We start from the raw sequence: 25,423 nt of genomic DNA on the forward strand, positions 1-25,423 counted from the left end.
CGCCGGGTGCGGGAAGCGGTCTGGGGAAACGGGCCGGTCGACAAGACCGGCACCGCGCCCCGGATCGACTTCACCGTGCACCTCGACGCCCGTCTGCGGACCTTCATCGACGATCGCGACTGGATCACCTCCTTCCAACTTCCGCCATACGCACCCGACTTGAACCCTGTCGAGGGCATCTGGTCCCTGATCCGCCGCTCGGGTCAGTGCAACACCGCCTTCGCCGACCCCGACCACCTGATCCGCATCCTGCGCACAAGACTCCGCGAGATCCAGTACCACCCCGACCTCCTCGACGGCTGCCTCACCGGAACCGGCCTCACCCTCACGACATCACGCCGCCAACCTCAGTAACGGCGCTCGCTCTCACCGTTGCCGTGAGCTCGCCGGCGTCGGCATCGGGCTCGATCAGGGACCTGCGGGCCAGTTCGTGCAGCCCGCGCTAGGGGGGGCTGTTCCTACGGCATCGTCGTGGACTACTGGTATACCACCGGATCGTCGCAGCGGCACGTGGCGTGGGTACGCGCGTCGCGGAGTCCTGTCGCCCGGGATGCGGTGTATCGCGCCCAGTGGTCGTGTCAAGAGCCGGGCCGTGCCGCTCGGGTGGGTGGGGGATGGCGTCGAGGAACGATTGCCCATTCCTGGCACGAGGTCACGTGGGGGCGCGGCGGCCACACCGGACCGTCCGTCGCTGCGGGAACCCGCATCTGCGTCCATTTCAACTACGGCAGCGCACGGCAATGCGTCGAGCTCCACTGATGTGCGCGGCATTGGACGAGTCTGTCCAGCCCGCGCCGGGCGCAGAACGCAAAAAAGGCCCAGCCCCTGTTGAGGGGCTGGGCCTTCGGTTCGGGGGCCTCGGATACCGGGCATCGGGTCAGGGAGCTGGGCTGGCGTTACGTACCCCAGACCGCGGCGCTGCTGCCGTCTGGATCGGGGATGACCACCCCGGTCGCAAGGGCAACCGGATGCCGCATGACGGTGACCGGCACCGCACCGGACTCGGCAGCCGGTGCCCAGATCATGCGCCACGCACATCCCCACTCGCAGCCGCAGCCGTGGTGCGGATGAGGGTGGCGCAGGAAAATGCCGTACGTGAGCACAGCGCGGGGGAAGCGCGGGATGAGGACCGAGGGGCCGTCGCCGAGGTAGAGGTGAAGGTTCCGCCAGCCGTGGGTCCGGGCCATGTACGCGGCGGCGGCCTCGATGACGTCGGCCCACCGCTGATGGCCGATGGTCATGAATTCCCTATTGAATGCGCGTGTTGAAGCGGCTTCTGAAGGGCTGGCCTGTGCGGGCATGGCGTGTTTCTGGGTACGGGCGGCCGGGCCGCGATCTGGGTCAGACGAGCTGCGGACCTGGTCCGAGCGCTTATCGGAACGCGAGGCGGAGGCGGGAGCGCGTCCTGGCGACGCCATCTTCCTGGCGCCAGACTATCGAGTTGACCCGTTGCTGACCCGGTACGTCCAGTCACGGGCTTTCCGCTCGCACGCTGGATCGACCCGGCTCAACTACTCGACGGACATCGCTCTGTTCCTGACGTTCCTGTGGGGGCAGGGGAAGGGCTGGCGTGAGGCGGTGGAGCGCGACGTCGAGGACTTCGAGTACTGGCGGACCCGTGCACCGGAGAACCCGGAGCGGATCGGCGGGTCGACATGGCAGGAGAACTGGGCCGCCGGATCAACCGGATGCCTGCCGCAGCAACGGGCTATGCCTCGCCATCGAGATCGCGCTGCCTGTCAGCGAGGTACTGCCGGACGAGGCGGCCGAGCACTTCACCCTCGTGCGCGCGCTCGTTGAAGACGGCGCGCTGGAAGGCTCTGACCTCCTCCCGCTCCAGGAACGCGTGCAGAAGCCTCGCCTGCGGATGGAAGTAACCGCAGCAGATCAGGCGCGTGCAGTGCCCCTTCAGCTCCTTGACCTTCGGGGTCCGCCAAGGGTAGTGCGGGTACCCCTTGAGCTCCGCCTTGCAGCGATCAAGGATCTCGAACAGCTCAGTCTTGTTTCCCCACTTCTCCTCACCGTAGTGCAGCTCGAACCACTCGCGGCGATCCGCGTCGGCTATCTCTCGCTGAACGCGTTCCACGCGCCTTGTGATGCCGGCGAAGACCTTCGGGCTCATCCTCCACTTGGAGCGTGTCAGCTCCGGATATCGGTGGCAGATGTCCATATCTGCAACCCAATGCGCGGCGCTCTCGTGCTTACTCTTCCGAAGGTTGCAGGGCTTACAGGCAGGGACGAAGTTCCACCAGATGTCGTGGCCTGCCCCGGCGATCGGCCTTTCGTGGTCCAGTGTGGTGGACGGGGAGCGGCCGCAATACACGCACAGGCCACGTTGCGCAGTCAGCACCATCAGCCACACCCAGGCCTTCTGCTTGCCTCTGTCACCTCGGCGAATAGCTTCCACTGCACCCTCCTGCCCGTAGCTGGCAGGCGGGATCGTAAGACAGGGCACTGACAATCCGTAGCCGTCGGTCGATCGTCACGCGGTTCGACGGGGAGGCAAAGACGTCGCGGCGGGTCAGTGCGCGGTGCAGCTGCCCCAGGACACACGCCACGTAGGCGTCGCTGTCCACCGCGCCCTCAGGCAGCCGGTGTTGGAGTACACCGCCTTCTTCCACGCCGGCGGCACCAGCTCGGCGTCGATCTCCTTGGGCAGCAGCGGGCGCTGGGCCACCTTGCGCCGGGCCAGCACCGGCAGCCGACGCACCGCCTTGAGCACCCGCCGACCGCACTGCGCGGCGCCCAGCACCACCGCGCACCACGCCACGCAGGGGCACCTGTCTCAACACGCTGACTTGCCAAGGAACATGAACGCGACCGGGTAGAGGTAGTCCTCGATGGCGTCGTCGATCCCGGTGACGTACAGGTCACGGTGGACGATGAAGCCGTGCTCCACGGCATCTTCGCCGGGAGTCCAGAGCTGCTCGACGGGGTGCAGGGTGCCGTCGTCGCCCTCGCTGGTCTCGATCTCGTACAGGGCCGGGGCGGTCACACGCTCACCCCCGCGACGGCGGCGTCCAGGAGCGCCACGACATCGGCCTCATGCGGGTCGGTGAACAGCTGGTGGTCGCTCACGTCGCACGGCCCGAACCGTACGGAGACCCGGTGGCCGGGCACGAGGGTGGTCTCCCGTCCCTGAAGCGTGGCGGTGATCCGGTCGTGGTCCTGCTGGGCGTGCCGGGTCTGGGTGTACGGGCCGAGGCGCAGCAGGGTGAAGCCGTCGAGGCTGTCGTCGCGTCGGCGGGCTTCGATGTAGAGGGCGTAGTGGGCGGGGTCCATGCCGAGGTCGTCAGGCAGGGGCAGGTCGGCGGTGGCGTGGGTGAGCATCGTGTAGCCGGGCTGCCAGCAGCCGGTGATCGCGCTGGTCGGGCAGCGGAGCCAGTCGTGGTGGGTGTAGCCGAGCCGGCGGCCGTGGCGGGAGGCGCCGGTGTGCGGGGTGTCGGGGTGGACCAGGGTCACGGCGATCAGGTCGGGGCCGTGGTCGTCTCCGGGCCGGGTCTGCGCCCGCTCGATGAATGGGCCGACGCGCACGGCGATGTCGCGGGCGCTGCCGGGGGTCCAGGGCTCGGGGTTGTGCAGGGCGGTGAGCAGCGCGCGGAACTGGTCGACGACGGCCTGGTCCTCGGGGGAGAGGGCGCCGGGGGCGTTGCCGCAGCGGCGGAAGAGGGGGCGTTTCATCGGTTCGGCTCCTCGGGGATGGGGCGCGGGATGGCCGTCGGCATGGGCTGGTTCAGGTAGCGGGCGGCGATGTTCACGTAGGTGTCGTGGGCGATCCGTGCGGCCTCGCGGGCCTCGGTGAGTCGCCGCTTGGCCGCCTCACGGTCGGTGCCGACCGCAGAGGTGGGGATGGCCTGCCGGATGGCGTAGGTGAGCGTGATCATGTGGTCGGCGGCGGCGCGCACGGCTGGGTCCTCGATGAGGACGCGCAGGGCGATGAGCGGGCGGGTGACCGCGTGGCGGGTCGTGTGGCTCTCGCCGCGCAGGGCCTCGATCCGCTCGGGGCCGGCCTGCTGGAGGACGGCGTCGCCGCGCCTCCACATGGCGGTGCGGTGGTCGGAGGTGGCGCAGGCGAGTGCGGTGACGGCCTCCAGGCGGTCGCGGCGGACCCTCTCGTCGTGGGTGACGCGCACTTGCCGTTCGGTGGCGCGTTCCTGGAATCGGCCGCTCACGATCGCGCCCAGCAGGGTGGCGACGATGGCGAGCGCTGCGGTGATGAGGGTGGGTAACACGCGGGCCCTCTCGGTGTGCTGACGGGCAGTGGGAGGGGAGCGCCGCACCCCGGCCGGAAGGGCGGGGCGCGGCGCCGGGGTGGCGTTCAGGGCATCGACGCCGTGGCGGCGTTCAGGATGGCGGCGTGGTCGAAGGCGAGTCGCTCCGGCAGGGCATCCAGGGGCCACCACCGGGCGGTGCGGGCGTCATGCCCGGCGATGACCGTGGCGCCGGCGGGGACCAAGGCCTCGTAGGCGACGGTGACGTACCGGCCGCGCGGGTCGCGCGCGGGGGAGTCCCAGACGCCGATCTGGCGCAGGGCGTCAGCGGCTACTTGGACGCCGGTTTCCTCTGCCAGTTCACGGGCGGCCGCGGCGCGGCTGGTCTCGCCCGCGTCGACGTGAGCGCCGGGCAAAGGCCCAGGTGCCCTTGTGCGGCGGCCAGCCGCGCTCGATGAGCAGGACGTCGCCGTGGGGCGTGAGAGCCACCACGTCGGCGGTGTAGCGGATGGTCTCGGGCGTCTCGGTGTCGGTCGCGTGTGTCTCCCAGGGGTGGTGAGGCCGAGGAACTGGTCACTGCCGAGGTCCATCACGACGCGGGCGTCGGTGCTTTGGGCGCGCTGGGCGGCGGCGTACTCTTCGGCCGGCCAGGAGCCGCGGGGATCTCCTGCGGGGAACCGTTCCAGGACGGTCCGGGCCTGCGCGGTGGTGGCGGTCATCAGCCGTCGCCGCCGTTCACGCGTTCGTGGATGTCGATGAGGGTGGTGATGGCGTCGGGGTTGTCCGCCGCTCCGACCCACTGCCCGTGTGTGGTGAAGACGGGGACCTGGTCGCGGTCGGCGTCGAAGACGACGATGTAGTCGCCGTAGCGGTCCAGCACCATGTCGCGCAGGACCGGGATCAGCCCGGTGTCCAGGACCTCGAGAGCCTCGACCGTGAAACGGGCCACGGTGTCGGGTGGCTGGGGCGGGAGCAGGGTGCCGGTGAGGCGCAGGAAGTTGCCCGGCTGCACCTCGTTGAGCATCTGGTGGGTGATGCGGGAGTCGTGGCTGGTGCAGGTATAGATGATGTCGGGGGCGTCCTTGGCGCGGGTGTCGGCGTCGACCGGTCGGACGATCAGGTCGAAGGTGGCGGTGCCGGCCGGGCAGGGGGCGGGGATGGCATCGGCCCAGCCGTCGACGGTGCAGTGTGTGGTGTCCATCAGCAGTCCAAGTGGGGGGAGGGGGCGGGCCGTCGTGGTGTCGGGAGGCGCGGCACGGCGCGCGGGGTGGTGAGGGACGGCGAGGGGGAGCGGGTGCGGGTGCCGGAGGCGGCCTGACGCAGCGCGGCCCGGTTGTCCGGGGTGCGGAGGTTCTGGAGCGCGCGTTCCTTGAGTACCTTGGCGGCGTTCGTGCTGCGGTTCATGCGCGCGCCGATCTCAGGGAACGACAGGTCGTGCCAGTAGCGCAGCCAGAGGCACTCCCGTTGCCCGGGAGTCAGCCCGGCCAGGGCTGTTCGGAGTTCGGCGACAACGCTGGTGCGGGCCAGGTCGTCGCAGACCCGTTCGCCGATGTCGCCGAGAGCGACGTCATGGTCAGACAGGTCGCCGGTCGGGGTCTCCCTCTGGTGCCGGGCGCTCTTGTAGTGGTCGAGCAGCCGGTTGCGGGCGATCGTGGCCAGCCAGGCCCCGAAGTCGCTGCCGCGCCAGGTGAACGCACTGATCCGGGCCAGGGCCCGGACGAACACGTCACCGGTCAGGTCCTCGCTCAGCTGCCGGTCGTGGGTACGGCGCAGCAGGTAGGTGTAGATCTGCGGCCGGTAGCGGACGTACAGGTCAGCGAACGCCTCGCGGTCGCCGCAGCGGGCCCGGTCGACGAGGGCGGTCACCGACTCCTCTGCCTTGGAGGCCTGTCGGGTCGTCGTGTCTGGGGCCCTCACGCGCCGACCTCCTGCGTCACGGGGGTGCCGCTCAGCCGACCTCGTAGGTGCGGGTTGCCGGCGGCGATCTGCCGCAGCAGCTTCGGCGTGGGCTTCCACAGCCGCTGGGCACCGCGAGCCGGAACAGGCGTGGTCAGCCGCTGGACCCGGGTCAGCTCCCAGTGGAAGCGGCCCTCTTGGGACCAGGGCGTGCACGCGCCGTCGTCCGCGTGGATGCCGGTGAGGTCGGCGACGGCGACCACCGCACCGCGCACCAGCTCGTGAGTGTTCTCCAGCGCCTCCCGCACGGGTGCGAGGGCCATGGCGGGGGTGTCGACGTCGGATCCGGCGTGGATGAGCAGGGTGCCGCGCCACGGGGTGACCCACGCCCTGTTCTCGATGCGCTTGGCGACCTGGTCGTCCTTGAGGGCGATCAGGTCGGACCAGGGCGGGCGGATGGTCAGGCACCGGATCGGGGTGAGGTCGTGGTCCGGTGCGGTCCGGGGCCGGCGGGAGACCGCGGCGAGCAGCTCGTAGTTGGCGCGCTGCTGCCCACGGCTCAGGGGAGCCGCACCGCTGGGGGTGCGGGTGCGGAAGCACTCGCCGGTGGGGATCGCTTCGCGGGACAGCCGGGCGTACGGCGTGGTGTCCGCGGCGGGGGAGGAGGGGATCATCGTGTGCGTTCCTGGGTGAGGGGGTGAGGGGTGGTACCCGTGCGGCCGAGGCGCCGGCCGTTGACGGCAGGCTCGCTGGCGTGGCCGGGGGTGGCGATGCGGTACAGGCCGGCGCGCTCCCGCTTGTGCTGGTACATCGCGCCTTCGGCGCCGCGCAGCAGGTGGGTGTAGTCACGCGAGTGCAGGTCGCTGGGGCTGGACGCACCGATGGAGACCGCGACGGCGACCGCCTTGCCGTCCACGTCGACGCTCTGGTGCAGCAGCCGGTGCAACTCCCGCAGACGCTGGGCCCGTTCGGCCACGGGGCAGGTCAGGACGGCGGCGAACTCGTCCCCGTGCAGGCGCGCGGCGACCCCGTCGCCGCCGACCCACCGCTCCAGGCGGGAGGCGATCGCGATGAGCACGGCGTTGCCGACGTCGTGCCCGTAGCCGTCGTTGATCGCTTTGAAGCCGACCGCGTCCAGGAACACGAGCAGCACCGGGTCACGGCGGCGGTTCAGGAGACGGGTCGCGTGCCGGACGTAGCCGGGGCGGGAGTGCAGGCCGGTGAGCGCGTCGCGGCGGGCCGCGGCCAGGCGGCGGTGCAGCGCCGTGGCGTGAACAGCCCAGCCGGTCAAGGGAAGCAGTGCTGTGATCTGGATGCGTGCGCGCTGCCCGATCAGGGCCCTGGCGCGCGGGCGGGACGCCATACTGGTGTCCTCCCTCTCGTCTCGTACGGGATGGATGGGCCCGGGACAGCCGACGACGCCGCCAAGCAGAGCGGCTGTCCCGGGGCGGAGCTACAGCTCGAAGCCGTCCTCGGCGTCCCCGGCATGGATCCAGGTGAGGGGCTCGCCCCAGCGGCCGGCCTCCGCCGCAGTCCAGTCGAGCCGCCAGCCGGGACGCGGTGGGTGTGCTCCCCAGCCGTCCGGCCGCCGGCCGGGTACCTCAAGCCCCATCGCCTGCGCGGTACGCGCCGCGTCGTACACCTCGTGTGCGTGGCGTACGGCGGCGCTGCGGCTGTCGGCCTGTCCGGTGAAGACGTGCACACCGCGCAATCCGGCGGCGTTGTGAATCGGCACGTCGACTTCATAGGTGGGCAGGGGCATGACCTCCAGCTCCTCTCGTGTTCGTGGTGGTTGAAGGGCCACCGCCACTGCCCCGGACGCCGGCGCGGTGGCCAGGTCCGGGGCGGCACGGAGAGCCCGTCAGGCAGCGGCGGGAGCAGGGGAGTCGAGGCCGATGCCGCGCAGCGCGTCCAGGACGTATGGCTCGAAGCGGGCCTGGTGCTGGGCGGCGACCGCGCAGCCGGTGGCGCGGCTGTAGGCGTAGCAGTACGCCATCATGCTGGCGTCGGTCCCGGCGAGGGCCTGGTCGACGGCGCGGCGGGCGAGGTGCTCGCTCCAGGTCTGGGCGGCCGACTCGCGGCGGGCGTGCGAGACCGCCACGGCGAGGGAGTGCGCCCACTGTCCGCTGCCGCAGGTGGGGCCGCCGCACTGCGCCCAGTCCCACTCACGCTGGCGCATGCCCTCGGGGTCGGCGTCCCAGTCCGCAGCCCAGCCTGCGGCCCGCTCGGGGATCTCCTGCTGCACGACGTCCAGGACGTCGCGGCCGCAGGGGCCGAGCGCCCTGTGCGCGTCGACTTCCTCCAAGACGCGGATCTGGTGGGAGAGCAGCCGGTAGGGGTAGTAGCGCGGGCTGCGGTTGCCGGTCTCACCCAGCGGCTGAACACTCCACAGCCGCACAGGCCAGGTAATCGGCCAGATGCCGGTGTCCTCCAGCGCCTCGCCGACGCGTTTGACCATGCGGAAGTACGAGAAGGGACTCTCGTCGAACCACAGGGCGGTGCAGGGCCGGGGGTGGTCGACGACCTGGCCGACGGACGCTGCGAGGTTCACCGGCGTCCCGGCTACGCGGGACAGTTCGATGATGCCGTCGGCGGGGGTGGCGATGTACCAGGGGGTGGGCTTGCGGGCCATGCGGGCCTCCGTGAAGGGATGTGCGCGGTCGGAGCCGCTGGATAACGGGGTGTTGGTCGGGGTGTTCATGGCGGCGGTCAGGCGCGGTAGACGGGCGGGCGGACTCCGGCACGGAGCTCGCGGATGATCGAGCAGGGGCCCTTGGTGGCGCAGTACGCGTCGTCGGTGTCCGGGAGGGCGTTGCCGGTGGTGCCCCACATCTGGCGGGCGGTCGCGTTCACGGCGCGCAGCATCTCCCCGTTGTTGGGGCGGCAGGGGCTCTCCTGCCCGCCGACGCCGTGGCGGTGAGCGCCCATGAGGTGCTGGCGGGCCTGGCGGGCGGCCCAGCGTCGGCTGTCGGGGCCGGTGTTCTCGTGCACGTGCCCGCTGTCGTGGAACGTGTCCAGATGGCAGCCAGAGCAGTGGTAGGTCACCAGCATCTGCGGCGCGCTGTCGGGAAGCCACTTCCCTTCGAACTCGTAGACGATGACCTCCGCGCCCGGGATCTCGGTGTGCGCGAAGGCGGTGACGAGGCCGACGCCGTCCGCGATCCCACCGCGCGCCTTGGCGTTCCAGAAGGTGCGGGGGAGGAAGGTGTCCCAGCCCTTGCCGTGGGGCCACTGGGCGTACATGACGCCCTGGGAGGCGTCGAAGGCCGCGCTGCCGTCGGTGTTCTCGCGCTGGTACTGCTCGATCTGTGCGATCGGCCCGAAGTACGTGGCGGAGAACTCCTCGGACTCCAGGAAGATCAGCCCGTACCCCTCGGGGCGGGTGTCGTGACCGTTGTCCTTGAGGATCTCGACCATGTCCTCGTAGCCGGGGGTTGCGGGGGCGATGGTGGCGACCAGGGGGATCCGGTAGCGGTCGCAGCTGGTGACGTGGGCCGGGTTGGTGTCGCTGACGTGGTGCGCGGTGCCGTACGTGTTCGTGATGCTCATGCGCGGGGTGTCCTTCCTCGGTGAACCGTGGGCACGCGATCGGGGAGTCGCTGATCGGGGGGTCTGTGTGCCGGTCAGCGGTCCGATGCAGGGCCGTGGCGCGCTGAACCGTGGCACGGTGGCCGCAGCTTCAGCACGTCACAGTGACCGGGCCGCTGCCGGCCCGGGTGCAGTCGAACGCCGCCTGGTGCATTCGCCTGTCAGAGGTCGAGTTGGATCGTGATGGGGGTACGGCGGTCGCCGTAGTCACGGTGGGGATCGTGGACGGTGCGGCGGTGCGCGGCGAGTCCGGTGGTGCCGCCCTGGATGGTGAGGTGGCAGTCGGGGCAGCCGTGGGCCCACGCTTCCCCGGCCGGAAGGCCGGCCGGGGTGAGCGGGTGCGGACGGTCGGCGGCGCGGCTCACCGACTGGCGTCTTCCGTCAACTGCCGGTCGGCGAGGGCCAAAAGCTCCGCGGCGAGGTCCGGCGCGGCCAGGATGGTGCGCAGGATCGAAGCGATTCCGTCGCGCTCGATGGGGTTCAGCCGGTCCCATACGGCGTGGGCATCGCCGTGGGCGCCGACGGCCTTGAGGTAGCCGGCCTCGGTGGTGGCGGTGTGCTGGGCACCGCACCGGCCGCACCGGAAGACGGCCTGGTCCCAGCCGCCCGCAGCAGACTTGGCCCTCATCCGCGGATCGCCCCCAAGGTCTGCCCCTCGAGGTCGGAACCCAAGTCGTGGTCGTCGGCCTCTTGGCTGACGTCGTCGAGGCCGCCGTGGACGGTGCACACCGTGTCCGGGGACGGCCGGTCGCTGGTGTGCGCGATGAGGAGGTCGGTCACCGAGTACACGGGCTGCCAGGCACGGGCGTCGCACGCGTCGTCCACCGCGCAGCAGGTGAGCAGGTCGAAGCCGAAGTCGCCCTCGCCGTCTACGTTGCGGCGCAGGGCGAGCACGAGGCGGTCCGTGCCGAGGCGGATCTCACCGACGCGGTCGCCGCCCGCCAGGTCGCTGCCGTCGCGCCAGGTCCACAGGGACAGTACGTCCGGACCGAAGACGCGGCGCACCAGGAGCAGGGAGCCCAGGCCGGGTCCGTCGTCCCAGCCCATGTCGCGGCGGCGGGTGTCGCTGGCCCGTTTGAGGAGCGGCTCCAGGCGGTGGAGGCTGTCGGCGAAGACGACGTGGTCGAAGCCCTCCCCGCGCAGGTCGGGGAGAGCGGCGACGCTGTCGGCGTGCTGGCGGCGTACGACGTCCTCGGGCACGGCCCGGCCTGGGCTACGGCTGGCCTGACGCCGCACGCAGACGTCGGCCGGGGTCGCCACGAGCAGCGCGACCACCGGCACATCATGAGCGCGGGCGGCATCGATCAGTCCCCTGCGGACACGGGCGTCGGTGTTCGTGTCGCTGATAACCGTGGTGAGCCGGCGGGCCATGCGCGCCGTGAGTGCGGCGTACATGACGGCTGCTGCGGCCACGGTCGCTGACTGGTCACCGGCCTGGTCCGAGACCATCGCCCGGAAAACGTCGAGCTCCAGGACCTGGGTGGCGGGCCAACTGCTCGCCAGGGTGGACTTGCCGCTGCCGCTCGCCCCGATCATCACGACGAGTGCAGGGTCGGGGATGGCCGTATCCCGTGGCTGCATGGCGGCGGGGAAGGTGGTGCTCATGCGGATTCTCCCTGCGAGTAGAGGGTGGAGACAGTCAGTTGCAGGCGCATCGTCACGGGACGGTGGCCTTGGTGGTGGCAATGCGTACGGCCGCCCGGCGGCCCGCCCCCGGCCACACCGGTCGGAGGCGCCTGCCGATCTGCCTGGATGACGACTGAGCGTGCGGGCGGCCCGGGGCGGCCTGCGCCGCACTCGACTCCCGGCTGCGCGGGCGGGGTTCGAGTACGACGCGGGGTGTCCGGTTCAGTGGTGGATGTTGTTGCGGGTGCGGGCGAAGAACATGCCGCGCGTGGTGCTGTGGCTGTGGATCTCGGTCTTCTGGGTGACCGGGGCCTGGTAGATGGTCTTGGTGACGGTGGATCGGGCGCGGCTGATCGCGCTGCTGATCGCGGTGGCGGCCATGGCCAGGCCGGCGAACGGCAGGGTGACCATCAAGACGCTGTTCAGGCTGACCGAGGCGAGGCCCTGCAGAACCAGCCACGCGCCGCAGCCGATGCCGGTGACGCCGGCACCGACGCCGATGGAAGCCACCGCGATCCCGGCCGCCCAGGCGGGCACGGTCCGGTGATCCTCCTGCCGCACGGGCGGGGTGGTGCCGAAGGCGGGGACGGAGGAGTCGTCGCGGAACGAGGTGGGGAAGTGGCGGGCCGGCCGCTCGGGCGGGAACTCGGTCTCGATGATCCGCTGAGCTTCGGCGGCGGCTGCGGAGTCGGACATCGGGCGGCCGTCAGTGGAGGGGAAGTCCATCGTGCTGTCTCCGTTCGGTGCAGGCGCGCCCTCCGCGCCGTGGTGGCGGGGAGGGCGCGAGGGGGCGGCGGGGGGCGATACATCACATGAGCAGGCTGATGAGGCCGGAGGTGTCCTTCGGGGCGACCTTGTCCTCGCCGCGAAGGGTGCTGATCGTGGTGCGAACGGAACCGCGCCGCGCGTCCTTGCCACCGTCCTCATCGAGGGCCGCGAGAAGGTCCGGCTCGGACAGGGGACCGGATTCGAGTGCCGCGAGGATCCGGTCCTTGAGCGTGCGGGGCATCGGCGGCAGCGACTCGGACTCGGCCCCGTGGTCCTCGCCGTACTCCAGGTCGTCGCCGTCACCGGCCGCCTGGTCTGCCTTGCCGTCCTTGGGCGGCGGGAAGATCAGCTTCAGGGGCTCGCCCGGCGGGGCGCCGGCGCCGTAGAGCTGGCGGATCACCGGGTCGAATCCCTCGTGCGGGGAGAGCGAGCCGACCAGGAAGAAGCGGGCCATCGACGTCGGTCTGACCGACGTCAGGTGGTAGCACATGCCCTGGGAGTTGGCCTTCTCGGTGCTGCGGTCGACGGGCGTTCCCCATCGCTGGATGCGACGGGCGCGCCCGAGGATCTTCGGGATGGGCTGCAGGTTTTCGCCGGTCGGCAGCAGGCCGTCGCCCACGAGCGAGGCCATCATCTGCGAGCTCCACCGCAGGAGGATGACTTCGCCTTCCTTGAGCATGGCGCGCAGGGTGTCGCTGCCACCGAGCTCGTCCAGGTGCCCGGCCTGCGCGGCGAGCACGATGCCGATGCCGACGCTGCGCCCGGTCCGCCCGATCTCCTTGATCAGTCGGGCCGCTTCGGCCCGGAAGGGGCTGCCCTTCTCCAGGAGGCGGTTGGCTTCGTCGATGACGACGTATTCGAGCGGGTCCGGCGTGTTGATCAGGAAGCCGGAGCGGCCCAGGTCGGCGTACCGGTTGAAGCGCTCTTCGGCCTTCGCGACGGCGGCCCGCAGCAGGCCCATCGCCTCTTTGAGCGTGCGTACGTGGGTGGCGACGTTGCCCTTGGCCTCGGGTACGGACTGGCCGCCCTTGAGGTCGGCCAGGTGCACGACGATCCCGTTGCGCTTGCACGCGGCGAGGAACGCCTGCAGGGCACGTGACTTCCCGGCGCCGGTCGTGCCGAAAATGATGATGCGCTGGGCGTTGCCGGTCTCGGGGTCGTGCACCCGCATCCGCAGCGGCTCGCCGTCGTAGTACGAGCCGATCCGGATGCAGCCGTCCTCATCCATCTCGAGGTCTTCGAAGGTGACCGCCCGCATCTTCGCGAGCGGGTTCACGGGAAAGACCCGGACGACGGCCTCGCGGCCGCTGCCCTGCTCGAAGATCACGCGGCTGGGGTCGTCGACGCCCAGGAGGTCGCACAGGGCCTTGTGGTCGGCGCCCTTCACCCCGCCCGGCCGGGTGCGCAGCATGTACTCGCGCATCACCCCTGCCTTCTCGTCGGCGTGCTTCTTCGCGAGGGCAGCCGGCGTCACGGGGTGAACTCCTGCGACAGGTCGTACTCGTTGATCTCAAGGAGGGTCACGCCGGGCAGCGCGGACCGGCCGATCTCCGCCCACACGTCCTCGTCGTGCGCCGGGCCCTGTTCGGGCTTGGGCCCGATCAGCAGCATCGCGAACCCGGCTCCGTACCCGGGGATCGCCTGTACCTCAAGGAGCTGTTCGGGCACGTTCATCAGGGCCGACAAGCGCTTGATCTTGATGTCGGGAACGGGTTCGCCCGGCTCGATCGCACCGAGCGCGACAGCAACCCTGCGCCCGTCCTCGATCGGCCGCACATCGATCACGTGCGTGCCCTCGGCGACGCCGCCTTTCTTCGCCGCGTTCAGGGCCCACCACCGGCCTGCCGGATCGTCGGGCAGTTCGACGGCGGCCTCGACCTCCGTGCCGGTGGCCGCCTGGTCGCCCTCGGTGTCGTCGGTCTCGACCACGGGGTCGGGCCACTTCGCGACCCGCTTGGCGAGCTGTGCGGGGCGCAGCCACCACACTCCGGCCGTCCACAGCGCGGCGACGCCGCCCTGAACCAGGCGGCCCTCCCTCGCGTCCCACGCCAGCTCGGTGACGAGGTTGGAGACGAGCAGGGTGTGCGGTGCCAGGTAGATCGTGGAGACGATCGGCTTCTTCATCGGGTGCGCAAGCTGGAGGCGGGGGGAGAGGAACGCCCCGCCCAGCCCGGCCGCGATCGTGGTGAGGATGGCGGGCAGGGTGGCGGCATCGGTGAACAGCCCCGCCGCCATGGCGCTGGCGCCCGCGAGGGTCGCGAGCCGGCCCGCGCCGCTGACCACAGCGGAACCGGCTCGGCGGGTGGTTTCGATGTACGTGCGCAGCGGCATCGTCGGCACTCCCTTCCAAGGATGCGGAAGGCGCCGGCCCCTCGCACGAGGGACCGGCGCCTTCAGGGGCGGATTCGGGCTAGCGGTTGCTGTACCACTCGCGTTCGGCGACGTCGTACGGGCCGGCCTGCATCGCCTCGTTCACGTCGCCGTAGTCGCTCTCGTGGTCACGGGCCGCGTTGTCGAACTCGGTCGCCATCTCCGCCGCCTCAGCGGCGAGCGCGTCGGCGAGTTCGAGGGACTCCCGCATCGTGGCTGCCGCGTCGTGGTGCGAGGAGGTGACCGAGTCGTCGACGGCCAGGGCCGCGGCGACGTCGGCGAGCCCGTCGACGGTCTTCGCGCAGTCCTCGACGTAGGAGTACGCGCCGTTCACGGCCTGCGAGAGCAGCCGCATCGCCGCCGCCGCGACTCCCAGCCGGGCGATGACGAGCATGAACGTCATCGCGTCCGCGATGACGTCGACGATCCGGCCGCTGCGCTCGGCAGGCAGATCGGCCGCAGCCTCCATGCCCTCGCCGGGGGCCGGCAGGTCGGACGCACCGGATGCGGCGACCTCCGCGCTGCTCTGCACATTCGTCGGCTCGATCACGCCGCCGCTCTCGGACTCGGTACTCATGCTCAGACCCCGCTTCGGTCGTGGTACTCACGCTCAGCCGGCGCGGTGTGTCCGGCTTCCTTGACCCGGTCGGCCCGCAGCTTGTCGGCCTCCACGGCGGTGTCGCGCGCCGACAGGATCGCCTCGGACGCACGCGGCAGGGAGTCGCGCAGGGCCTCAGCCTTGTCCTGGACGCTCCCGGCCCGCTCCATGAGGCGGATGCACCACTTCACGAGGACGCCGGGCACCTTCTTCTCGATGCACATCGCGTAGAGGTTTTCGAGCCCGGACTTCAGGCCCTCACACTTGGCGGCAACGAGGTTCATGTGATCGACGCCCTGAAGGATCTGCTCACCCATCTCTTCGTCGGACTCGATCAGGTCGTACACGGTCAGTTCGGCGTCGATGAACTGGGTGTCGCCGACCTCGCCGACGGAAACGGCTGTACCCATGACGATCGGGCTCTCTTTCGGTACGGATCGGGTGGGCGTGACCTGACCGGATGACCCGGCGGGCAGGCCCTTGCGGCCTGTGGTGATTCCGGCGGGCTGACGTCGCCGCGGCTCAGGCCGGATGACCTCGAGGTCCACCTTGTAGGTGACGTCCCAGCCGGGCGGAGGGCGCAGCCACTCGCCGTCACCGCCGGGCATCGATCCGGGGCCGCTGGTGCTGCGGTCCTTCCTGCGCCGCCCGCGCGTCTTCGGTCCCGTCGTGCTCCCCTTCGGCTTCCGCCGCCTGCTGCGCGGCTTCTTCTTCCGGGGCGCCTTCGGTGTTTCCTTCGCCCCGCCCTTCGAGCTACCGGCCTTGGGCTTCTTGGTCAGGTCGACCTTCTCGGTGTCGTCCTTCTTCGTCTCCGTGCCGTCACCGGCCTTGGGCTTCTTCGTGAGGTCGACCTTCTCGGTGTCGTCCTTCTTGGCCCCGGCGCCGTCACCGGCCTTTGGCTTCTTGGTCAGGTCGACCTTCTCGTCGGGCTTGCCCTTGCCGGTCTCCTTCGGGTCCTTCGGGCCGGTGCCGCCGGCCTTCTCACGCTCGCGCTTCGCCTTCCGCTTCTCAGCCCTGTGCTTGCGCCGGTCGGCGGCCTCGGCTGCCGCTTCCTTCCGGGCCGCCGCGCGGTCGGCCAGATCGGCCTTGCGCTGATCGGCAGCGGCCTGGCGCTGGGCCTTCGCTTCGTCGTTCTTGCGCTGCTGCCGCCCGGCCGCGAGCTTCCCGAGCGTGCCCGGCGACTTCTTCGCCCCGGCCGGTGAACCCTTGCCCGAGCCCGGCGATCCGCTGCCGCCTCCGGCTGCGTCCTTCGGCCTCTTGCCCGATGAGCCCGGCCCCGAGGTGCGCGAGCCGTCGCCAGTTCCGTTCTTCGGTCCCTTCAGTCCCGTGCCGCGGCCGCCTGCCCCGGTGGCGGTGCTGCCGCGGCCACCATCTTTCGGGGAGGCGGGCTTGTGCTGCCCGAAGGCACCGCGCCCCGAGCCGCCACCGGCGCCGGACCCGCCTGAGCGGCCGCCGCCCTTGCCACTCGCGCCGCGTCCGAACTCAGGCCCGGACTGCACCCTGGCCGCCTTCGCGGCGTTGGCGACCTTCTGCTTGTCGGCCGCCTCGCGCGCCTTGTCGGCGACGGCGTCGTGATGCTCGCGCCGCGCCTTCAGATAGTTCGCCACCGACCAAGTGCCGCGCAGCGCCGCAACCGCGATCGCCGCCATCGTGACCATCGCCATCGAGGCCGTCGCACGGGCCGGAGATCCGGTTCCGCTTGAGGCATGGGCGACCATGTCCGGGGCGACGTCGTCCGGGTCGACACTGCTCGCATCGTCGTCGTCCCCGGAGGTCGAAAACGGCAGGAAGAAGTCGGGCGGCGGCGCCAGGTCACCGGCCTCCGGCGGGGGCGGAAACCCGTCGTCCGTGTCGCTGCCGGGGGGCGACAGGCTGAACAAGGGGTGCGTGATGACGTCCGCGCCCCGACCGTCGTCGGTCATCTCTTCGTCCTCACTTGACGTAGCCGCCACCCTCGCGTAAGCGCGCGCGTCACGCGCACGTGTGACAACGCCGGTGCGGCGCCGGATTCCTTGACTTGAACGTTGAATTTGAACGCGGAGCGTTACGAGCCGAAGCCCTTCTCCTTCAGGTACTTCCCGAGCTGGCCGGCCAGTGCCGCCCACATCGGATCGTCGTCGGGAAGATGCGCCCGGGCCGCATCGACGAGCACGACGACCTGATCACGAGGTGTGGCTGCCCCGTTGATCCGGGGCGACCACAGCTCGAAGGTGAGGCGCTTGGACCGCGCGGGATCCTTGCCCGGCATCACGCGCCCTTGTTGAGGTGCGAGAAGAACGGATTGGCGTCCTGCACGGGTTCCGCTTTCGGCTCGGGCGCCTCGATCTGCTGCTGCCTGCCGCCCGCCTTCAGCTCCTTCAGGCGCTGCTTCTCGGCTTCCTTCTCCGCCCGCTTCTGGGGCAGTTCCTCATAGCTGCGCTTGTACCGCGCGCTGTACGCGGTGAGCTGGACGATCACGTCCTCGAGGTCCGCGATGACCTTCTCGAGCGGCCGGACCGTGTGCTTCGCCCGCAGCTTCGACTGAAACGGCAGGTCACCGGGGAGCTTGTCGGCTTCCTTCAGGTCGGCCTCGATCTCTGCGAGCAGGGACTTCGACTCCGCGAGCAGGGGGGCGAGGAACTGCCTGCGCTGCTCAATGAACACCCGTCGCTTCTCGGGGCCTTCCGCGAGCAAATCGGGCGTCCACACTCCCTTGCGCGGCTGCTTCTCGTCGCTCATCAGGGGTTTCTCCTTGGTCGGGTTGTGCCATCGGGTCGGCGCCGATCCGGGCCGGGGGCGTTCCCGCTCGGGGCGCGGTGCGGGCGATCGGCCTGCCGGCCGTGGCCGTCTCCGGTCCGCGCTCACACCCGGGGGCGTGGGCACGGGCCGGGGGCGACCATGAGCGGCAGGGGGCGACGGCGGATCAGGCCAGGTGCTTGTCCGCGTCTTCGGGGCGCAGCAGGCCGGCCTTGGACAGCAGGCGTACCGCGCGGTCGTGGTTGACGGAGAGCTTGGTTCGGGCCTGGTAGAGGGTGACGAACCCGTCTTCGGTGCGGGGGAGTTTCTGTACGAGCGGCGCGAGTTCCTCGTCCGTCCGTACCGGCGTACCGGGACGCTCTCCGCCCGCTGTACCCGTCGTTCCGGTTGCGGGAGAGGACGCGGCAGCCGTACCGGTACGGGCCCCCGGAACATCCTCTGCGCCGGGCTGTGTACGGACGCTGGCGGCGTTGGTGCGTCCCTGTACGGCCACGCTGGCCGTCCCGGTACGCCCCGCCGCCGCTGTACCTGTACGGGCCACCCCTTCGGGGGTGGTGTGTACGTCGCCTGTACGGCCGCTGTACGCCCTGGTCACCGGCGTTTCGGCGTCACCTTCGTGCGGCGGGTGCGAGGCGGGGCGTACAGGGTCCGTACCGTCCCATCCCGCGCCCGAGCCGTCCGGCTGAACCGCGTTGTGCGCGGCGTACAGGTCGTGGCGCGCGCCCTGTGTACGGCCGGACGACGCAGCGTCCGTTCCGTCGGTACGCCGGTGCGTACCTGTACGCACCGGCATTCCGTTTCCGCTGTCCGTACCGGTACGGCCGCCCGACGCGGCCGTACTGTCGCGGCTGTCCGTACCGTCGTTGTGCATGAGGGTGTGGACGCGCCAGATGACCGCCACGAAGATCAGCACGACGAACGTCGTCAGCGGCCACGGCGCCGGGTGGCCGGGCTTGACGATCTCGGCCTGCTCGGACAGGTGATAGGTCACGTTCGCCGACGCCATCAGCAGCAGCGCGTACGGGATGTCTTTCTTGGCCCGGAACGCGGTGACGCAGTAGACGTCGATGCTGACGGGCAGCAGCGGGGCGACGTAGGTGTTGATGCCGACCATGCGGGCCAGCTCGTACTCGCCGGAGGCGGCGAGCCCGACGCCCGCGGCGAGCGCGATCCACGGCGCCATCTTCCACGCCTTACGGCTGAGATTGTGCTGCCAGCCGTTCCAGCGGGAGGCGGACTTCTTCGCCTCCCGAGCTTCCTCGAGCAGCCGCCGGGCACGGGACTCATCAGCCGCGGCGCGGTCGGTGACGGCCTTCGCCTTGCGCTCCGCCTCGCTGGTGATGCGGCTCGCTTCCTTCTGGGCCGCCTCACGCAGCTGCACCGCGACGGTCTTGGCCTCCTCCCGCAGCCGCTCGCGCTGCCTCTCGCAGGCGGCCTTGAGTCCGGCGAGTTCGTCGGTGAGGGCCTTGCGCTTGGCGGCGGCCTCCGCGTCGAACTGGTCGGTGAGGGCGCGCAGCTTCTCGCGCAGCTCGGTGCGAGCGGCCTCCGCCTCGGCGTGCGCGGCCGCGACCCGCTCGTCGGCCTCGCGGCGCCGGCCGTCGGCGGCCTTGACCGCGTCCGCGTACAGCGCCTCCGCCTCCGCGCGGCGGCCGTCGTACTGCTCGGCCGCCGTCACCGCGAGAGCGGCGAACCGCTCGCGGGCCTGATCGGCCTCCCGCTGCGCGGCGGCGACCAGGGCATCGGCCTGCTCTTGGGCGCGGGCGAGGATCTGACCGGCCTCGCCGCGGCGCTGGTCGACCAGGGCGGCGATTTCGGTGAGGTCGGCCTCTGCCAGGCGGCGCAGCTCGGCAACCGCCGCGGCCGTGGCCGCGCGGTCGGTGGCGGCCAGCTCGGTGAGGTCAGCGACCTGCGCGCGGGCCTTCGTCACCAGGATCTTGGAACGGTGACGGGCCTCCGCAAGAAGCCGGTCGGCCTCACCACGTGCCGCCTCCACGTCGACCTTGGCCGCCTCGCGCTGGGCGGTGGCCTCCTGGTCGGCATCGGCGGTGATGCCCGCGGCACGGCTCTGCGCCTGGTGCATGAGCACGGTGACCTGCTCGTGCGTAGCGGCAACGGTCCGCGCTGCCGCGCTCTCGGCTTCCGCCTGGAGGGCGGCGGCCTCCTCACGCGCGAGGTCGATGACGTCGGCGGCCCGGTCCCGGAGGTCCGCGGCGTCGGCCAGGGCCGGGTCGGCCTCCGGGCGCACCAGGGGCACCGTCTCCTCGGAGGCGGCGGCTTGATCGGGGATCGAGGCCGACGCGGGCGCCTTGGGGTGGCCACCGCTGCAGGGCTTCACGGCCGGGGCGGGCTTCCGCCTGCGCCGGGTAGTGGTGTTGGCCACGGGGGATGTCCCTCTCTTACTCCGGCGGCTCGTGCAAGAGGCCACCGTGGTCGGCATCGGGTCGGTAGGGTCGCGAACAGGCCCTCCTGGCCCCGGCAGCTCCAATGCCAGGGCCCGGAGGGCCGTTTGAGCGCAGGCGGTCAGGGGCGGGCGGGCAGCCTGCTGCTGTCCTGCCCGAGATGCTGGCGCAGCCAGGCGACGGCGGCCGGGGTCATCGCCCCGGTGTCCGGCTCGCTCAGCGGCGCGGTGTCGATGTCGTGCATCGCGTCCGTCGCCGGCAGCAGCCTCATGTAGTCGGGGTCGATCCCGGCCCGGTGGCGGTTACCGCTCAGCTCGACCAGGTCGTAGAGGACTTTGCCGGTGTCGGCGTGCCGCCAGGACCGCTCCACCCGGCCCACGAAGGTGTGGCCGGGCAGTCCGAGCCAGAAACGCTCGACATCGCGGAACAGGACCAGGTCGCCCTGGAAGTAGGTCGTTATCAGCTGGACCGCCTGTGTCTGCGGCTGCTGTGCCATGTGCTCTCCTCGTATCGCGTGCACCGGCCAGGGGCCGGTGAGCCCGGGCTGTCCGGCTCCCCTGCACCGCCCGACCCGGCCGCCAAAAGTCAGCGGCCGGTGCGGGCGGATGAGGCAGCCGTCAGACCGACCGCGAGGCGCCGGAGGGGGCCTGGGGGAGCACGGTGGCGTTGGTCTTCCCGCTGCGGGCCGTGCCTGCGATGAGCGCGTGGGTGTCCGCGAGCTGGAGGGGCCGGGTGGCGCCGACGGGCCGGTGCGGGGCGACGATCCGGCCGTCGGGGAGCAGTTCGCCGGTGTCCTCGAAGAGCAGGACGGCGTTGCACAACAGGCTCCAGCCCTGCCCCGGGTGACTGGCCACCACGACAGCGGCCTCCCGGTCCGAACTCTCAGCACTGGGGCACATGGGCGTGTGCGTGCACAACGCGGTCGGCAGTGTGGCGCCAGTCGTCGTGACGGTGTCGAGCGGGGTAGTGGTGTGCATGAGCTCTCCTTGCGCGGGAGGCAGGCGCGGAGCGTTGCCGAGCCTGCGGCAGGCGACAGGCCGGCCGCCCTGGGCGGACGCCCGGCCCGGCTGAACAGGAAGGTGAGGGAGCGCCTTCGGCGCCCCGAAGAGCGGAGTCAGCCTCGCCTCTGCTTGCGCTGAGCGAGGTAGATGTCCTGGAGTTTCGCCAAAGCCCGGTGCAGGCGCTGGCCGGTGCCGCATCGCCTATAGAGCGAGCACTGGCGGCAGCGCGCCTCGTGCACGCGGCTGTCCGCCGCGGCCGCCATATAGCGGGCGTACAGGTCGTCAGCCACCGGTGACACCGGACTTGATCGGCAGGCTCTTCTCCGACTGCTCATTGACCCGGCGAAGCTCCGCTTCCATGCGCTTCAGGTCGGCGTCCGTCATCCCGACACCTCCGTCCGCGCCCGGCTCCGGGCGGCACGGCGCCGCATGGAGCGCCGCTCCGCCTCGGACAAACCGCCCCACACGCCCTCGTCCTGCCCGGACTCCAAAGCCCACTGCAGACACTGCTCCATGACCGGGCAGCGGCGGCAGACGGCCCTCGCCTCCTCGATCTGCAGGAGCGCCGGCCCGGTGTTGCCGATCGGGAAGAACAGTTCGGGGTCCTCTTCGCGGCACACCGCGTGGTGACGCCAGTCCATGCCGATCACTTCCCCTGCTGGACACGGCGCAGGGCCTCGTCCATGTCCGGGTCGGAGTCGGTGGGGTGCTGGTGCTGTGCAATGCTGGTGCGCATCAGGTCCTCCAGTCAGGTCCTGGACAGTCCCGGGGGTCTCAAGTCGCCGGGGCTGTCGCCGTTTTGGCCACTCGTACGAGCAGCCACGGCCCCGGTCCTCCCGCTGGTCGGGAGGGCCGGGGCCGTGGCGGTTCGCCGGACGGTGCTATCGGCGTTGGAGCTGCTCCTTCTGCGTCGCCAGGAGCGTGATCGCGCTCATCAGGTCGGCGCGCTCCCAGGCGGTGAGCTGCGGCGCTTCGACCTTGTGTGGGTTGAGCGTCTGGATCAGCGCGGCCAGGACGTCCTCGATCCGCTGGGTGTCGGCGTGGCCGACTGCTTGTGCGTGCCGGCTCCACTGCTGCTGGTGCAGCAGGCGGTGTGCCCATGCCCGGCGGTCGTTGACGTCCTCGCGGTCCAGCTGCGCCTTGCGGCGGGCCGGGGCCAGGCGTGTGGTGTGCGCGGCGAGTTGGGCGAGGCGGCGGCCGTCCGCGCAGCGGGAGGTGATGTCGGCGGCGCGCAGGATCTTGCCCTCGTCGTCCATGACGGAGCAGGCGGAGCAGCCGCGAACATGGGCTTCGTCCAGCTTGCGGGCCGTCTTGTCGTCCATTGCTCCGCCGACGATCTGCATGACGGCAGGGGGCGGCCCCAGCGTCGGCTTGCGCAGCACGCGGGGGGAGCGGCGGCCGTCGGTCTGGCTCAGTCCCTCTTCCAGCCGCTGGAACCACTGGTCGACGGTGAGGTTGATGCTGACGAGACGGTGGCTGCCGGGGCAGCGAACCGGGTCGTCGGATCCGGCCTTTTCGGTGTGGTGGGGGACCAGCTTCGGTCGCGGGCTGTGCGGGGCGCTGATCGGCACCCAGGTGCGGCAGGTGGGGCAGACCAGCGTGGAGTACGCGAGGTCGACCTCGTGCGGCTTGAGGGTGGAGACGACCAGCGGCGGGAGGGTGCTGACGGCGCGGGAACGGACCCGGCGCGAACGCTTCTGGGCGGTGAGATCACGGGTTCGCGTGAGCATGAGCGCTCCTTCGTACGGAGGGGCAGGGCTGCGTCGCAGGTGCTCTCTCCGCCCTCCAGGCCGCACGGCGAATCGGGCGCCCCGCAGGACGGACAACGCATCAGCGCTGCGGTGTGCTACTCGCTGCAGACCATGGGCGGAGGAGTTAGAAGTGCCTCGGGCTCCCGGCCACCGAGGTGGCTGGGGCTTTGGACTCCGGCCACCGAAGTGGCGATCTGCTGCGATGGTGCGTGGGGAAACCGTTGCCCGGCTCCTTCACCTGGTACCGCCCTCGGGCGGTACCAGGTGAAGGAGCCGGGCCTTGGCCTGGGAGCCGTCCGGCGGCCCCTTCCCTGCGGGGGTGGAACACCTTGAACAGTAGTAGCACTTCTAGTGCTAGTCAACACTTTGAATGCTATCTAGCACAAACACTTTAGATGTGAGAATGTGTGCATGCTTACGCGACGTGGAGAGGACGACTTCGTGGCCAGCGGATACGCACTCGTGGTGCGCTTCACCCTCCGAGACACCTCGGCGGCCCGGCACTTCGACGCCCTGGTGGCTCTGACCATGGAAGGCATCCGGCGCGAGGCCGGCACGCTCGTCTACTCGGTGCACACCCCGGTGGACGAGCCCCTGGTGCGGGTCTTCTACGAGCTGTACGCCGACCGCGACGCGTTCCAGGCGCACGAGGACCAGGCCCATACCAAGCAGTTCCTCGCGGCACGGGAAGAGTTCCTGAGCAACGTCGAAGTGACGTTCCTCAACGAGCTGGAGGCTCTGAGCAAGCGCCCTGGAACGGAGCAGGGGTGAAGCCGCGCGGGAAAGACATCGATCCGCAGGATCGGGCTTTCGGACAGCGCGTCCAGAGATTCCGGAAGGAACGCGGGCGCACACAAGCCGAACTCGCGGCATCGCTCGGGAAGACGAGCAGCTGGCTCTCCCAGGTCGAACGCGGTGTGCAGCCGGTCCAGCGAATGGACCTGCTCCAGGAGATCGCCGACGAGCTGGGCGTGTCCGTGCAGCAACTGCGTCCCGGTATCCCAGCAGTCGGGCCATCACAGGCACCCACCGCCCAGCCGCTCTCCAACGATCTGGACGAGACCCGCCGACTGCTGTCCGGCCACCCCGCGCTTCAGACCCTGCTGTCCGGCGCGAACGAGTCCGGACCGACGCGCGGCCTCGACCTTCTGCGGGCTGACGTTGATGACCTCTGGGACCTGACCCACGCCGGCCAGTTGGCGCAGGTCAGCGCCCTTGCTGTGCAACTGCTCCCTGAGCTGGAGCACACGGTACGGACTGATTCCGGCGAACACCGGGCGGAGCTGTGGCTGCTGCTCTCCCGGGGCTATCAAGCCCTGTCCGCCGCGTTCGTGCGTCAAGACGAGGCAGACGCCGCCTGGGTCGCCGCCGATCGCGCGGTCTTCACAGCCGAGCGGTCCGGCGATCCTCTGCACGTCTGCGCCAGCGTGTTCCGCATGGTGCAGGCGTTCGTCCGCCTGCGCAGCCTCGGACAGGCCGAACACGCTGCCCAGACCGCCATCGACGCGCTGGGCGAGCAGCGCAACCAATCGCCGGAGTCCTTGTCCGTCCTCGGCTCCCTCCACCTGGCCCTGGCCCTCGTCCGAGCCCGTGCCAGCGCGCGAGCCGAAGCCAAGGAGGAGATCGCCAAGGCCCGCGCGATCGCCACACAGCTCGGCGAGAACCGTAACGACTTCAATCTGGAGTTCGGCCCAGTCAACGTCGAGATCCAGGCGGTCAGCACCGCTGTGGACCTGGGCGACGCGGGCGAGGCGCTCGACATCGGTCTCACCATCGACGCCGCCGAACTCTCGCCAGAGCGCCAGGGCCGGCTCCTTATGGACCTGGGGCGCGCCCACGCCCAGAGGCGCCATGGCGGCGAGGCCCTCCGCTGCCTGCTGGATGCTGAGGCCATCGCTCCCGAGATCATTCAGACCCACCAAGCCGCCCGCGCAGCCATCCGGGAGCTCGTCTTGGTGGCAGGGCCGAACGCACCGCGCGAGCTGCTGGAACTCGCGGAGAGGGCGGCTGCCGTGGACTAGTCCGAATCCGGCCTGATGAGCGATAGCCACTGGTCTGCACCTCCCTGCCAACCACGCCACTTTGAGGTCTGGCGCGAGGCTCGCGGCCATGACGAAGGCGGAGGGACACGGGGTGGGGATGCAGTGGGCCGGGTGGCAGCCGGACACGACACGGTGGTCCAGTACGGGTCTTGGACGCCCGGGAAGCGGGCGCGGTGGGCCGCCACCGCATGGGAGGCCAGCGACGTCGCTGGCAACCGACCCAGGGGCTCGTGCGGGGTCCAGCATGGACTCCTCCCGGGAACCTGCGCAGCTTGACGACCGACAACCAGCTTCCGTCCTGGCCGCGTTGTGCAAGATGTCCCCGTGTAGCAGCAGTGTGGACTCAGCGTGGCACTACAGCCGCGTCCGCCTGTTCAGAGACCGCCCAGGGGGTGTGTAGTGATCGCGCTGGATCGATGGACTGGTCAGGAGGCGTT

The 25,423-nt window shown here is 70.8% G+C and carries 30 protein-coding genes and 3 pseudogenes; 3 read left to right on the plus strand and 30 right to left on the minus strand.

Annotated elements, in window-relative coordinates:
* The first annotated feature begins 6 nt into the window (after positions 1 to 6).
* Complete coding sequence (locus AB5J87_RS39010; RefSeq protein ID WP_369384065.1) at positions 7 to 354, plus strand: transposase; 348 nt, start codon at positions 7 to 9, stop codon at positions 352 to 354.
* 542 nt (positions 355 to 896) lie between these two features.
* Here the strand turns inward: AB5J87_RS39010 and AB5J87_RS39015 are convergent.
* The 30 genes and pseudogenes from AB5J87_RS39015 to AB5J87_RS39160 all read right to left on the minus strand — a co-directional run bounded on the left by AB5J87_RS39015 (position 897) and on the right by AB5J87_RS39160 (position 22,923).
* The gene (locus tag AB5J87_RS39015; protein ID WP_369384066.1) at positions 897 to 1,301 is read right to left on the minus strand and encodes a hypothetical protein; all 405 of its coding nucleotides are present in this window, start codon (positions 1,299 to 1,301) and stop codon (positions 897 to 899) included.
* 407 nt (positions 1,302 to 1,708) lie between these two features.
* Positions 1,709 to 2,407, minus strand: coding sequence for an HNH endonuclease (locus AB5J87_RS39020; RefSeq protein ID WP_369384067.1), 699 nt, complete (start codon positions 2,405 to 2,407; stop codon positions 1,709 to 1,711).
* A gap of 49 nt (positions 2,408 to 2,456) precedes the next feature.
* Positions 2,457 to 2,749, minus strand: a pseudogene (locus AB5J87_RS39025) (hypothetical protein); the annotation flags it as partial.
* A 36-nt stretch (positions 2,750 to 2,785) separates the two neighbouring features.
* Positions 2,786 to 2,995, minus strand: coding sequence for a hypothetical protein (locus AB5J87_RS39030; RefSeq protein ID WP_369384068.1), 210 nt, complete (start codon positions 2,993 to 2,995; stop codon positions 2,786 to 2,788).
* The gene (locus tag AB5J87_RS39035) at positions 2,992 to 3,681 is read right to left on the minus strand and encodes a hypothetical protein (RefSeq protein ID WP_369384069.1); all 690 of its coding nucleotides are present in this window, start codon (positions 3,679 to 3,681) and stop codon (positions 2,992 to 2,994) included. The genes AB5J87_RS39030 and AB5J87_RS39035 overlap by 4 nt, the downstream gene beginning before the upstream one ends.
* On the minus strand, positions 3,678 to 4,232 hold the full coding sequence (locus AB5J87_RS39040) for a hypothetical protein (RefSeq protein WP_369384070.1): 555 nt from the start codon (positions 4,230 to 4,232) through the stop codon (positions 3,678 to 3,680). The genes AB5J87_RS39035 and AB5J87_RS39040 overlap by 4 nt, the downstream gene beginning before the upstream one ends.
* 86 nt (positions 4,233 to 4,318) lie before the next feature.
* Positions 4,319 to 4,721 (minus strand): annotated as a pseudogene (locus AB5J87_RS39045) (NUDIX domain-containing protein).
* 208 nt (positions 4,722 to 4,929) lie between these two features.
* Positions 4,930 to 5,412 (minus strand): hypothetical protein, encoded by a 483-nt coding sequence (locus AB5J87_RS39050; RefSeq protein ID WP_369384071.1) that lies wholly within the window; start codon positions 5,410 to 5,412, stop codon positions 4,930 to 4,932.
* Entirely contained in the window at positions 5,412 to 6,128 is a 717-nt protein-coding gene (locus tag AB5J87_RS39055) for an RNA polymerase sigma factor (protein ID WP_369384072.1), read from the minus strand. Before AB5J87_RS39055 ends, AB5J87_RS39050 begins: the two co-directional genes overlap by 1 nt.
* Complete coding sequence (locus tag AB5J87_RS39060) at positions 6,125 to 6,781, minus strand: hypothetical protein (protein WP_369384073.1); 657 nt, start codon at positions 6,779 to 6,781, stop codon at positions 6,125 to 6,127. Before AB5J87_RS39060 ends, AB5J87_RS39055 begins: the two co-directional genes overlap by 4 nt.
* On the minus strand, positions 6,778 to 7,470 hold the full coding sequence (locus AB5J87_RS39065; RefSeq protein WP_369384074.1) for a GGDEF domain-containing protein: 693 nt from the start codon (positions 7,468 to 7,470) through the stop codon (positions 6,778 to 6,780). The genes AB5J87_RS39060 and AB5J87_RS39065 overlap by 4 nt, the downstream gene beginning before the upstream one ends.
* 90 nt (positions 7,471 to 7,560) lie before the next feature.
* A complete protein-coding gene (locus AB5J87_RS39070; protein WP_369384075.1) occupies positions 7,561 to 7,869 on the minus strand; it encodes a hypothetical protein in 309 nt (102 codons plus the stop codon).
* Between the two features lie 99 nt (positions 7,870 to 7,968).
* Positions 7,969 to 8,739, minus strand: a complete 771-nt coding sequence (locus AB5J87_RS39075; protein ID WP_369384076.1) for a hypothetical protein — start codon at positions 8,737 to 8,739, stop codon at positions 7,969 to 7,971.
* 77 nt (positions 8,740 to 8,816) lie between these two features.
* Positions 8,817 to 9,656: a hypothetical protein gene (locus AB5J87_RS39080; RefSeq protein WP_369384077.1), complete on the minus strand. Its 840-nt coding sequence runs from the start codon at positions 9,654 to 9,656 to the stop codon at positions 8,817 to 8,819.
* A gap of 200 nt (positions 9,657 to 9,856) precedes the next feature.
* Entirely contained in the window at positions 9,857 to 10,060 is a 204-nt protein-coding gene (locus tag AB5J87_RS39085) for a hypothetical protein (RefSeq protein ID WP_369384078.1), read from the minus strand.
* Entirely contained in the window at positions 10,057 to 10,323 is a 267-nt protein-coding gene (locus AB5J87_RS39090; RefSeq protein WP_369384079.1) for a hypothetical protein, read from the minus strand. The genes AB5J87_RS39085 and AB5J87_RS39090 overlap by 4 nt, the downstream gene beginning before the upstream one ends.
* Complete coding sequence (locus AB5J87_RS39095) at positions 10,320 to 11,300, minus strand: AAA family ATPase (RefSeq protein ID WP_369384080.1); 981 nt, start codon at positions 11,298 to 11,300, stop codon at positions 10,320 to 10,322. Before AB5J87_RS39095 ends, AB5J87_RS39090 begins: the two co-directional genes overlap by 4 nt.
* A 243-nt stretch (positions 11,301 to 11,543) precedes the next feature.
* Positions 11,544 to 12,017, minus strand: a complete 474-nt coding sequence (locus tag AB5J87_RS39100) for a hypothetical protein (RefSeq protein WP_369384081.1) — start codon at positions 12,015 to 12,017, stop codon at positions 11,544 to 11,546.
* Between the two features lie 112 nt (positions 12,018 to 12,129).
* Positions 12,130 to 13,563: a DNA/RNA helicase domain-containing protein gene (locus AB5J87_RS39105; protein WP_369384082.1), complete on the minus strand. Its 1,434-nt coding sequence runs from the start codon at positions 13,561 to 13,563 to the stop codon at positions 12,130 to 12,132.
* Positions 13,560 to 14,420: a hypothetical protein gene (locus AB5J87_RS39110; protein ID WP_369384083.1), complete on the minus strand. Its 861-nt coding sequence runs from the start codon at positions 14,418 to 14,420 to the stop codon at positions 13,560 to 13,562. Before AB5J87_RS39110 ends, AB5J87_RS39105 begins: the two co-directional genes overlap by 4 nt.
* Before the next feature lie 79 nt (positions 14,421 to 14,499).
* The gene (locus AB5J87_RS39115) at positions 14,500 to 15,036 is read right to left on the minus strand and encodes a hypothetical protein (RefSeq protein WP_369384084.1); all 537 of its coding nucleotides are present in this window, start codon (positions 15,034 to 15,036) and stop codon (positions 14,500 to 14,502) included.
* Positions 15,037 to 15,038: 2 nt separating this feature from the next.
* Positions 15,039 to 16,721 carry a hypothetical protein gene (locus AB5J87_RS39120; protein WP_369384085.1) on the minus strand — a complete coding sequence of 561 codons (1,683 nt, stop codon included), beginning with the start codon at positions 16,719 to 16,721 and terminating at the stop codon, positions 15,039 to 15,041.
* 380 nt (positions 16,722 to 17,101) lie between these two features.
* On the minus strand, positions 17,102 to 17,305 hold the full coding sequence (locus AB5J87_RS39125; protein WP_369384086.1) for a hypothetical protein: 204 nt from the start codon (positions 17,303 to 17,305) through the stop codon (positions 17,102 to 17,104).
* A complete protein-coding gene (locus tag AB5J87_RS39130; RefSeq protein WP_369384087.1) occupies positions 17,305 to 17,775 on the minus strand; it encodes a hypothetical protein in 471 nt (156 codons plus the stop codon). Before AB5J87_RS39130 ends, AB5J87_RS39125 begins: the two co-directional genes overlap by 1 nt.
* Before the next feature lie 184 nt (positions 17,776 to 17,959).
* Positions 17,960 to 20,173, minus strand: coding sequence for a hypothetical protein (locus tag AB5J87_RS39135; RefSeq protein WP_369384088.1), 2,214 nt, complete (start codon positions 20,171 to 20,173; stop codon positions 17,960 to 17,962).
* Between the two features lie 140 nt (positions 20,174 to 20,313).
* Positions 20,314 to 20,688: a hypothetical protein gene (locus tag AB5J87_RS39140; protein ID WP_369384089.1), complete on the minus strand. Its 375-nt coding sequence runs from the start codon at positions 20,686 to 20,688 to the stop codon at positions 20,314 to 20,316.
* A gap of 238 nt (positions 20,689 to 20,926) precedes the next feature.
* Positions 20,927 to 21,109 (minus strand): annotated as a pseudogene (locus tag AB5J87_RS39145) (DUF5999 family protein); the annotation flags it as partial.
* Positions 21,110 to 21,306: 197 nt separating this feature from the next.
* Positions 21,307 to 21,483, minus strand: coding sequence for a hypothetical protein (locus AB5J87_RS39150; RefSeq protein WP_369384090.1), 177 nt, complete (start codon positions 21,481 to 21,483; stop codon positions 21,307 to 21,309).
* A gap of 90 nt (positions 21,484 to 21,573) precedes the next feature.
* Positions 21,574 to 21,834, minus strand: coding sequence for a WhiB family transcriptional regulator (locus tag AB5J87_RS39155; RefSeq protein ID WP_369384091.1), 261 nt, complete (start codon positions 21,832 to 21,834; stop codon positions 21,574 to 21,576).
* Positions 21,835 to 22,074: 240 nt separating this feature from the next.
* Positions 22,075 to 22,923: a hypothetical protein gene (locus AB5J87_RS39160; protein ID WP_369384092.1), complete on the minus strand. Its 849-nt coding sequence runs from the start codon at positions 22,921 to 22,923 to the stop codon at positions 22,075 to 22,077.
* Between the two features lie 432 nt (positions 22,924 to 23,355).
* Between AB5J87_RS39160 and AB5J87_RS39165 the strand changes: the two genes are divergently transcribed.
* Positions 23,356 to 23,715 (plus strand): putative quinol monooxygenase, encoded by a 360-nt coding sequence (locus AB5J87_RS39165; RefSeq protein ID WP_369384093.1) that lies wholly within the window; start codon positions 23,356 to 23,358, stop codon positions 23,713 to 23,715.
* Positions 23,712 to 24,965 (plus strand): helix-turn-helix domain-containing protein, encoded by a 1,254-nt coding sequence (locus tag AB5J87_RS39170; RefSeq protein WP_369384094.1) that lies wholly within the window; start codon positions 23,712 to 23,714, stop codon positions 24,963 to 24,965. Before AB5J87_RS39165 ends, AB5J87_RS39170 begins: the two co-directional genes overlap by 4 nt.
* Positions 24,966 to 25,423 lie beyond the last annotated feature (458 nt).

This window comes from Streptomyces sp. cg36, assembly GCF_041080675.1.
GTDB lineage: Bacteria > Actinomycetota > Actinomycetes > Streptomycetales > Streptomycetaceae > Streptomyces.

What these genes read in the sequence shown, in the direction of transcription:
- AB5J87_RS39015 (WP_369384066.1), bottom strand. Translation starts at nt 1,301, where the DNA reads ATGCCCGCACAGGCCAGCCCTTCAGAAGCCGCTTCAACACGCGCATTC.
- AB5J87_RS39035 (WP_369384069.1), bottom strand. Translation starts at nt 3,681, where the DNA reads ATGAAACGCCCCCTCTTCCGCCGCTGCGGCAACGCCCCCGGCGCCCTC.
- AB5J87_RS39050 (WP_369384071.1), bottom strand. Translation starts at nt 5,412, where the DNA reads ATGGACACCACACACTGCACCGTCGACGGCTGGGCCGATGCCATCCCC.
- AB5J87_RS39060 (WP_369384073.1), bottom strand. Translation starts at nt 6,781, where the DNA reads ATGATCCCCTCCTCCCCCGCCGCGGACACCACGCCGTACGCCCGGCTG.
- AB5J87_RS39065 (WP_369384074.1), bottom strand. Translation starts at nt 7,470, where the DNA reads ATGGCGTCCCGCCCGCGCGCCAGGGCCCTGATCGGGCAGCGCGCACGC.
- AB5J87_RS39070 (WP_369384075.1), bottom strand. Translation starts at nt 7,869, where the DNA reads ATGCCCCTGCCCACCTATGAAGTCGACGTGCCGATTCACAACGCCGCC.
- AB5J87_RS39075 (WP_369384076.1), bottom strand. Translation starts at nt 8,739, where the DNA reads ATGGCCCGCAAGCCCACCCCCTGGTACATCGCCACCCCCGCCGACGGC.
- AB5J87_RS39080 (WP_369384077.1), bottom strand. Translation starts at nt 9,656, where the DNA reads ATGAGCATCACGAACACGTACGGCACCGCGCACCACGTCAGCGACACC.
- AB5J87_RS39090 (WP_369384079.1), bottom strand. Translation starts at nt 10,323, where the DNA reads ATGAGGGCCAAGTCTGCTGCGGGCGGCTGGGACCAGGCCGTCTTCCGG.
- AB5J87_RS39095 (WP_369384080.1), bottom strand. Translation starts at nt 11,300, where the DNA reads ATGAGCACCACCTTCCCCGCCGCCATGCAGCCACGGGATACGGCCATC.
- AB5J87_RS39100 (WP_369384081.1), bottom strand. Translation starts at nt 12,017, where the DNA reads ATGTCCGACTCCGCAGCCGCCGCCGAAGCTCAGCGGATCATCGAGACC.
- AB5J87_RS39110 (WP_369384083.1), bottom strand. Translation starts at nt 14,420, where the DNA reads ATGCCGCTGCGCACGTACATCGAAACCACCCGCCGAGCCGGTTCCGCT.
- AB5J87_RS39115 (WP_369384084.1), bottom strand. Translation starts at nt 15,036, where the DNA reads ATGAGTACCGAGTCCGAGAGCGGCGGCGTGATCGAGCCGACGAATGTG.
- AB5J87_RS39120 (WP_369384085.1), bottom strand. Translation starts at nt 16,721, where the DNA reads ATGGCGATGGTCACGATGGCGGCGATCGCGGTTGCGGCGCTGCGCGGC.
- AB5J87_RS39125 (WP_369384086.1), bottom strand. Translation starts at nt 17,305, where the DNA reads ATGCCGGGCAAGGATCCCGCGCGGTCCAAGCGCCTCACCTTCGAGCTG.
- AB5J87_RS39130 (WP_369384087.1), bottom strand. Translation starts at nt 17,775, where the DNA reads ATGAGCGACGAGAAGCAGCCGCGCAAGGGAGTGTGGACGCCCGATTTG.
- AB5J87_RS39140 (WP_369384089.1), bottom strand. Translation starts at nt 20,688, where the DNA reads ATGGCACAGCAGCCGCAGACACAGGCGGTCCAGCTGATAACGACCTAC.
- AB5J87_RS39155 (WP_369384091.1), bottom strand. Translation starts at nt 21,834, where the DNA reads ATGGACTGGCGTCACCACGCGGTGTGCCGCGAAGAGGACCCCGAACTG.
- AB5J87_RS39160 (WP_369384092.1), bottom strand. Translation starts at nt 22,923, where the DNA reads ATGCTCACGCGAACCCGTGATCTCACCGCCCAGAAGCGTTCGCGCCGG.
- AB5J87_RS39165 (WP_369384093.1), top strand. Translation starts at nt 23,356, where the DNA reads ATGCTTACGCGACGTGGAGAGGACGACTTCGTGGCCAGCGGATACGCA.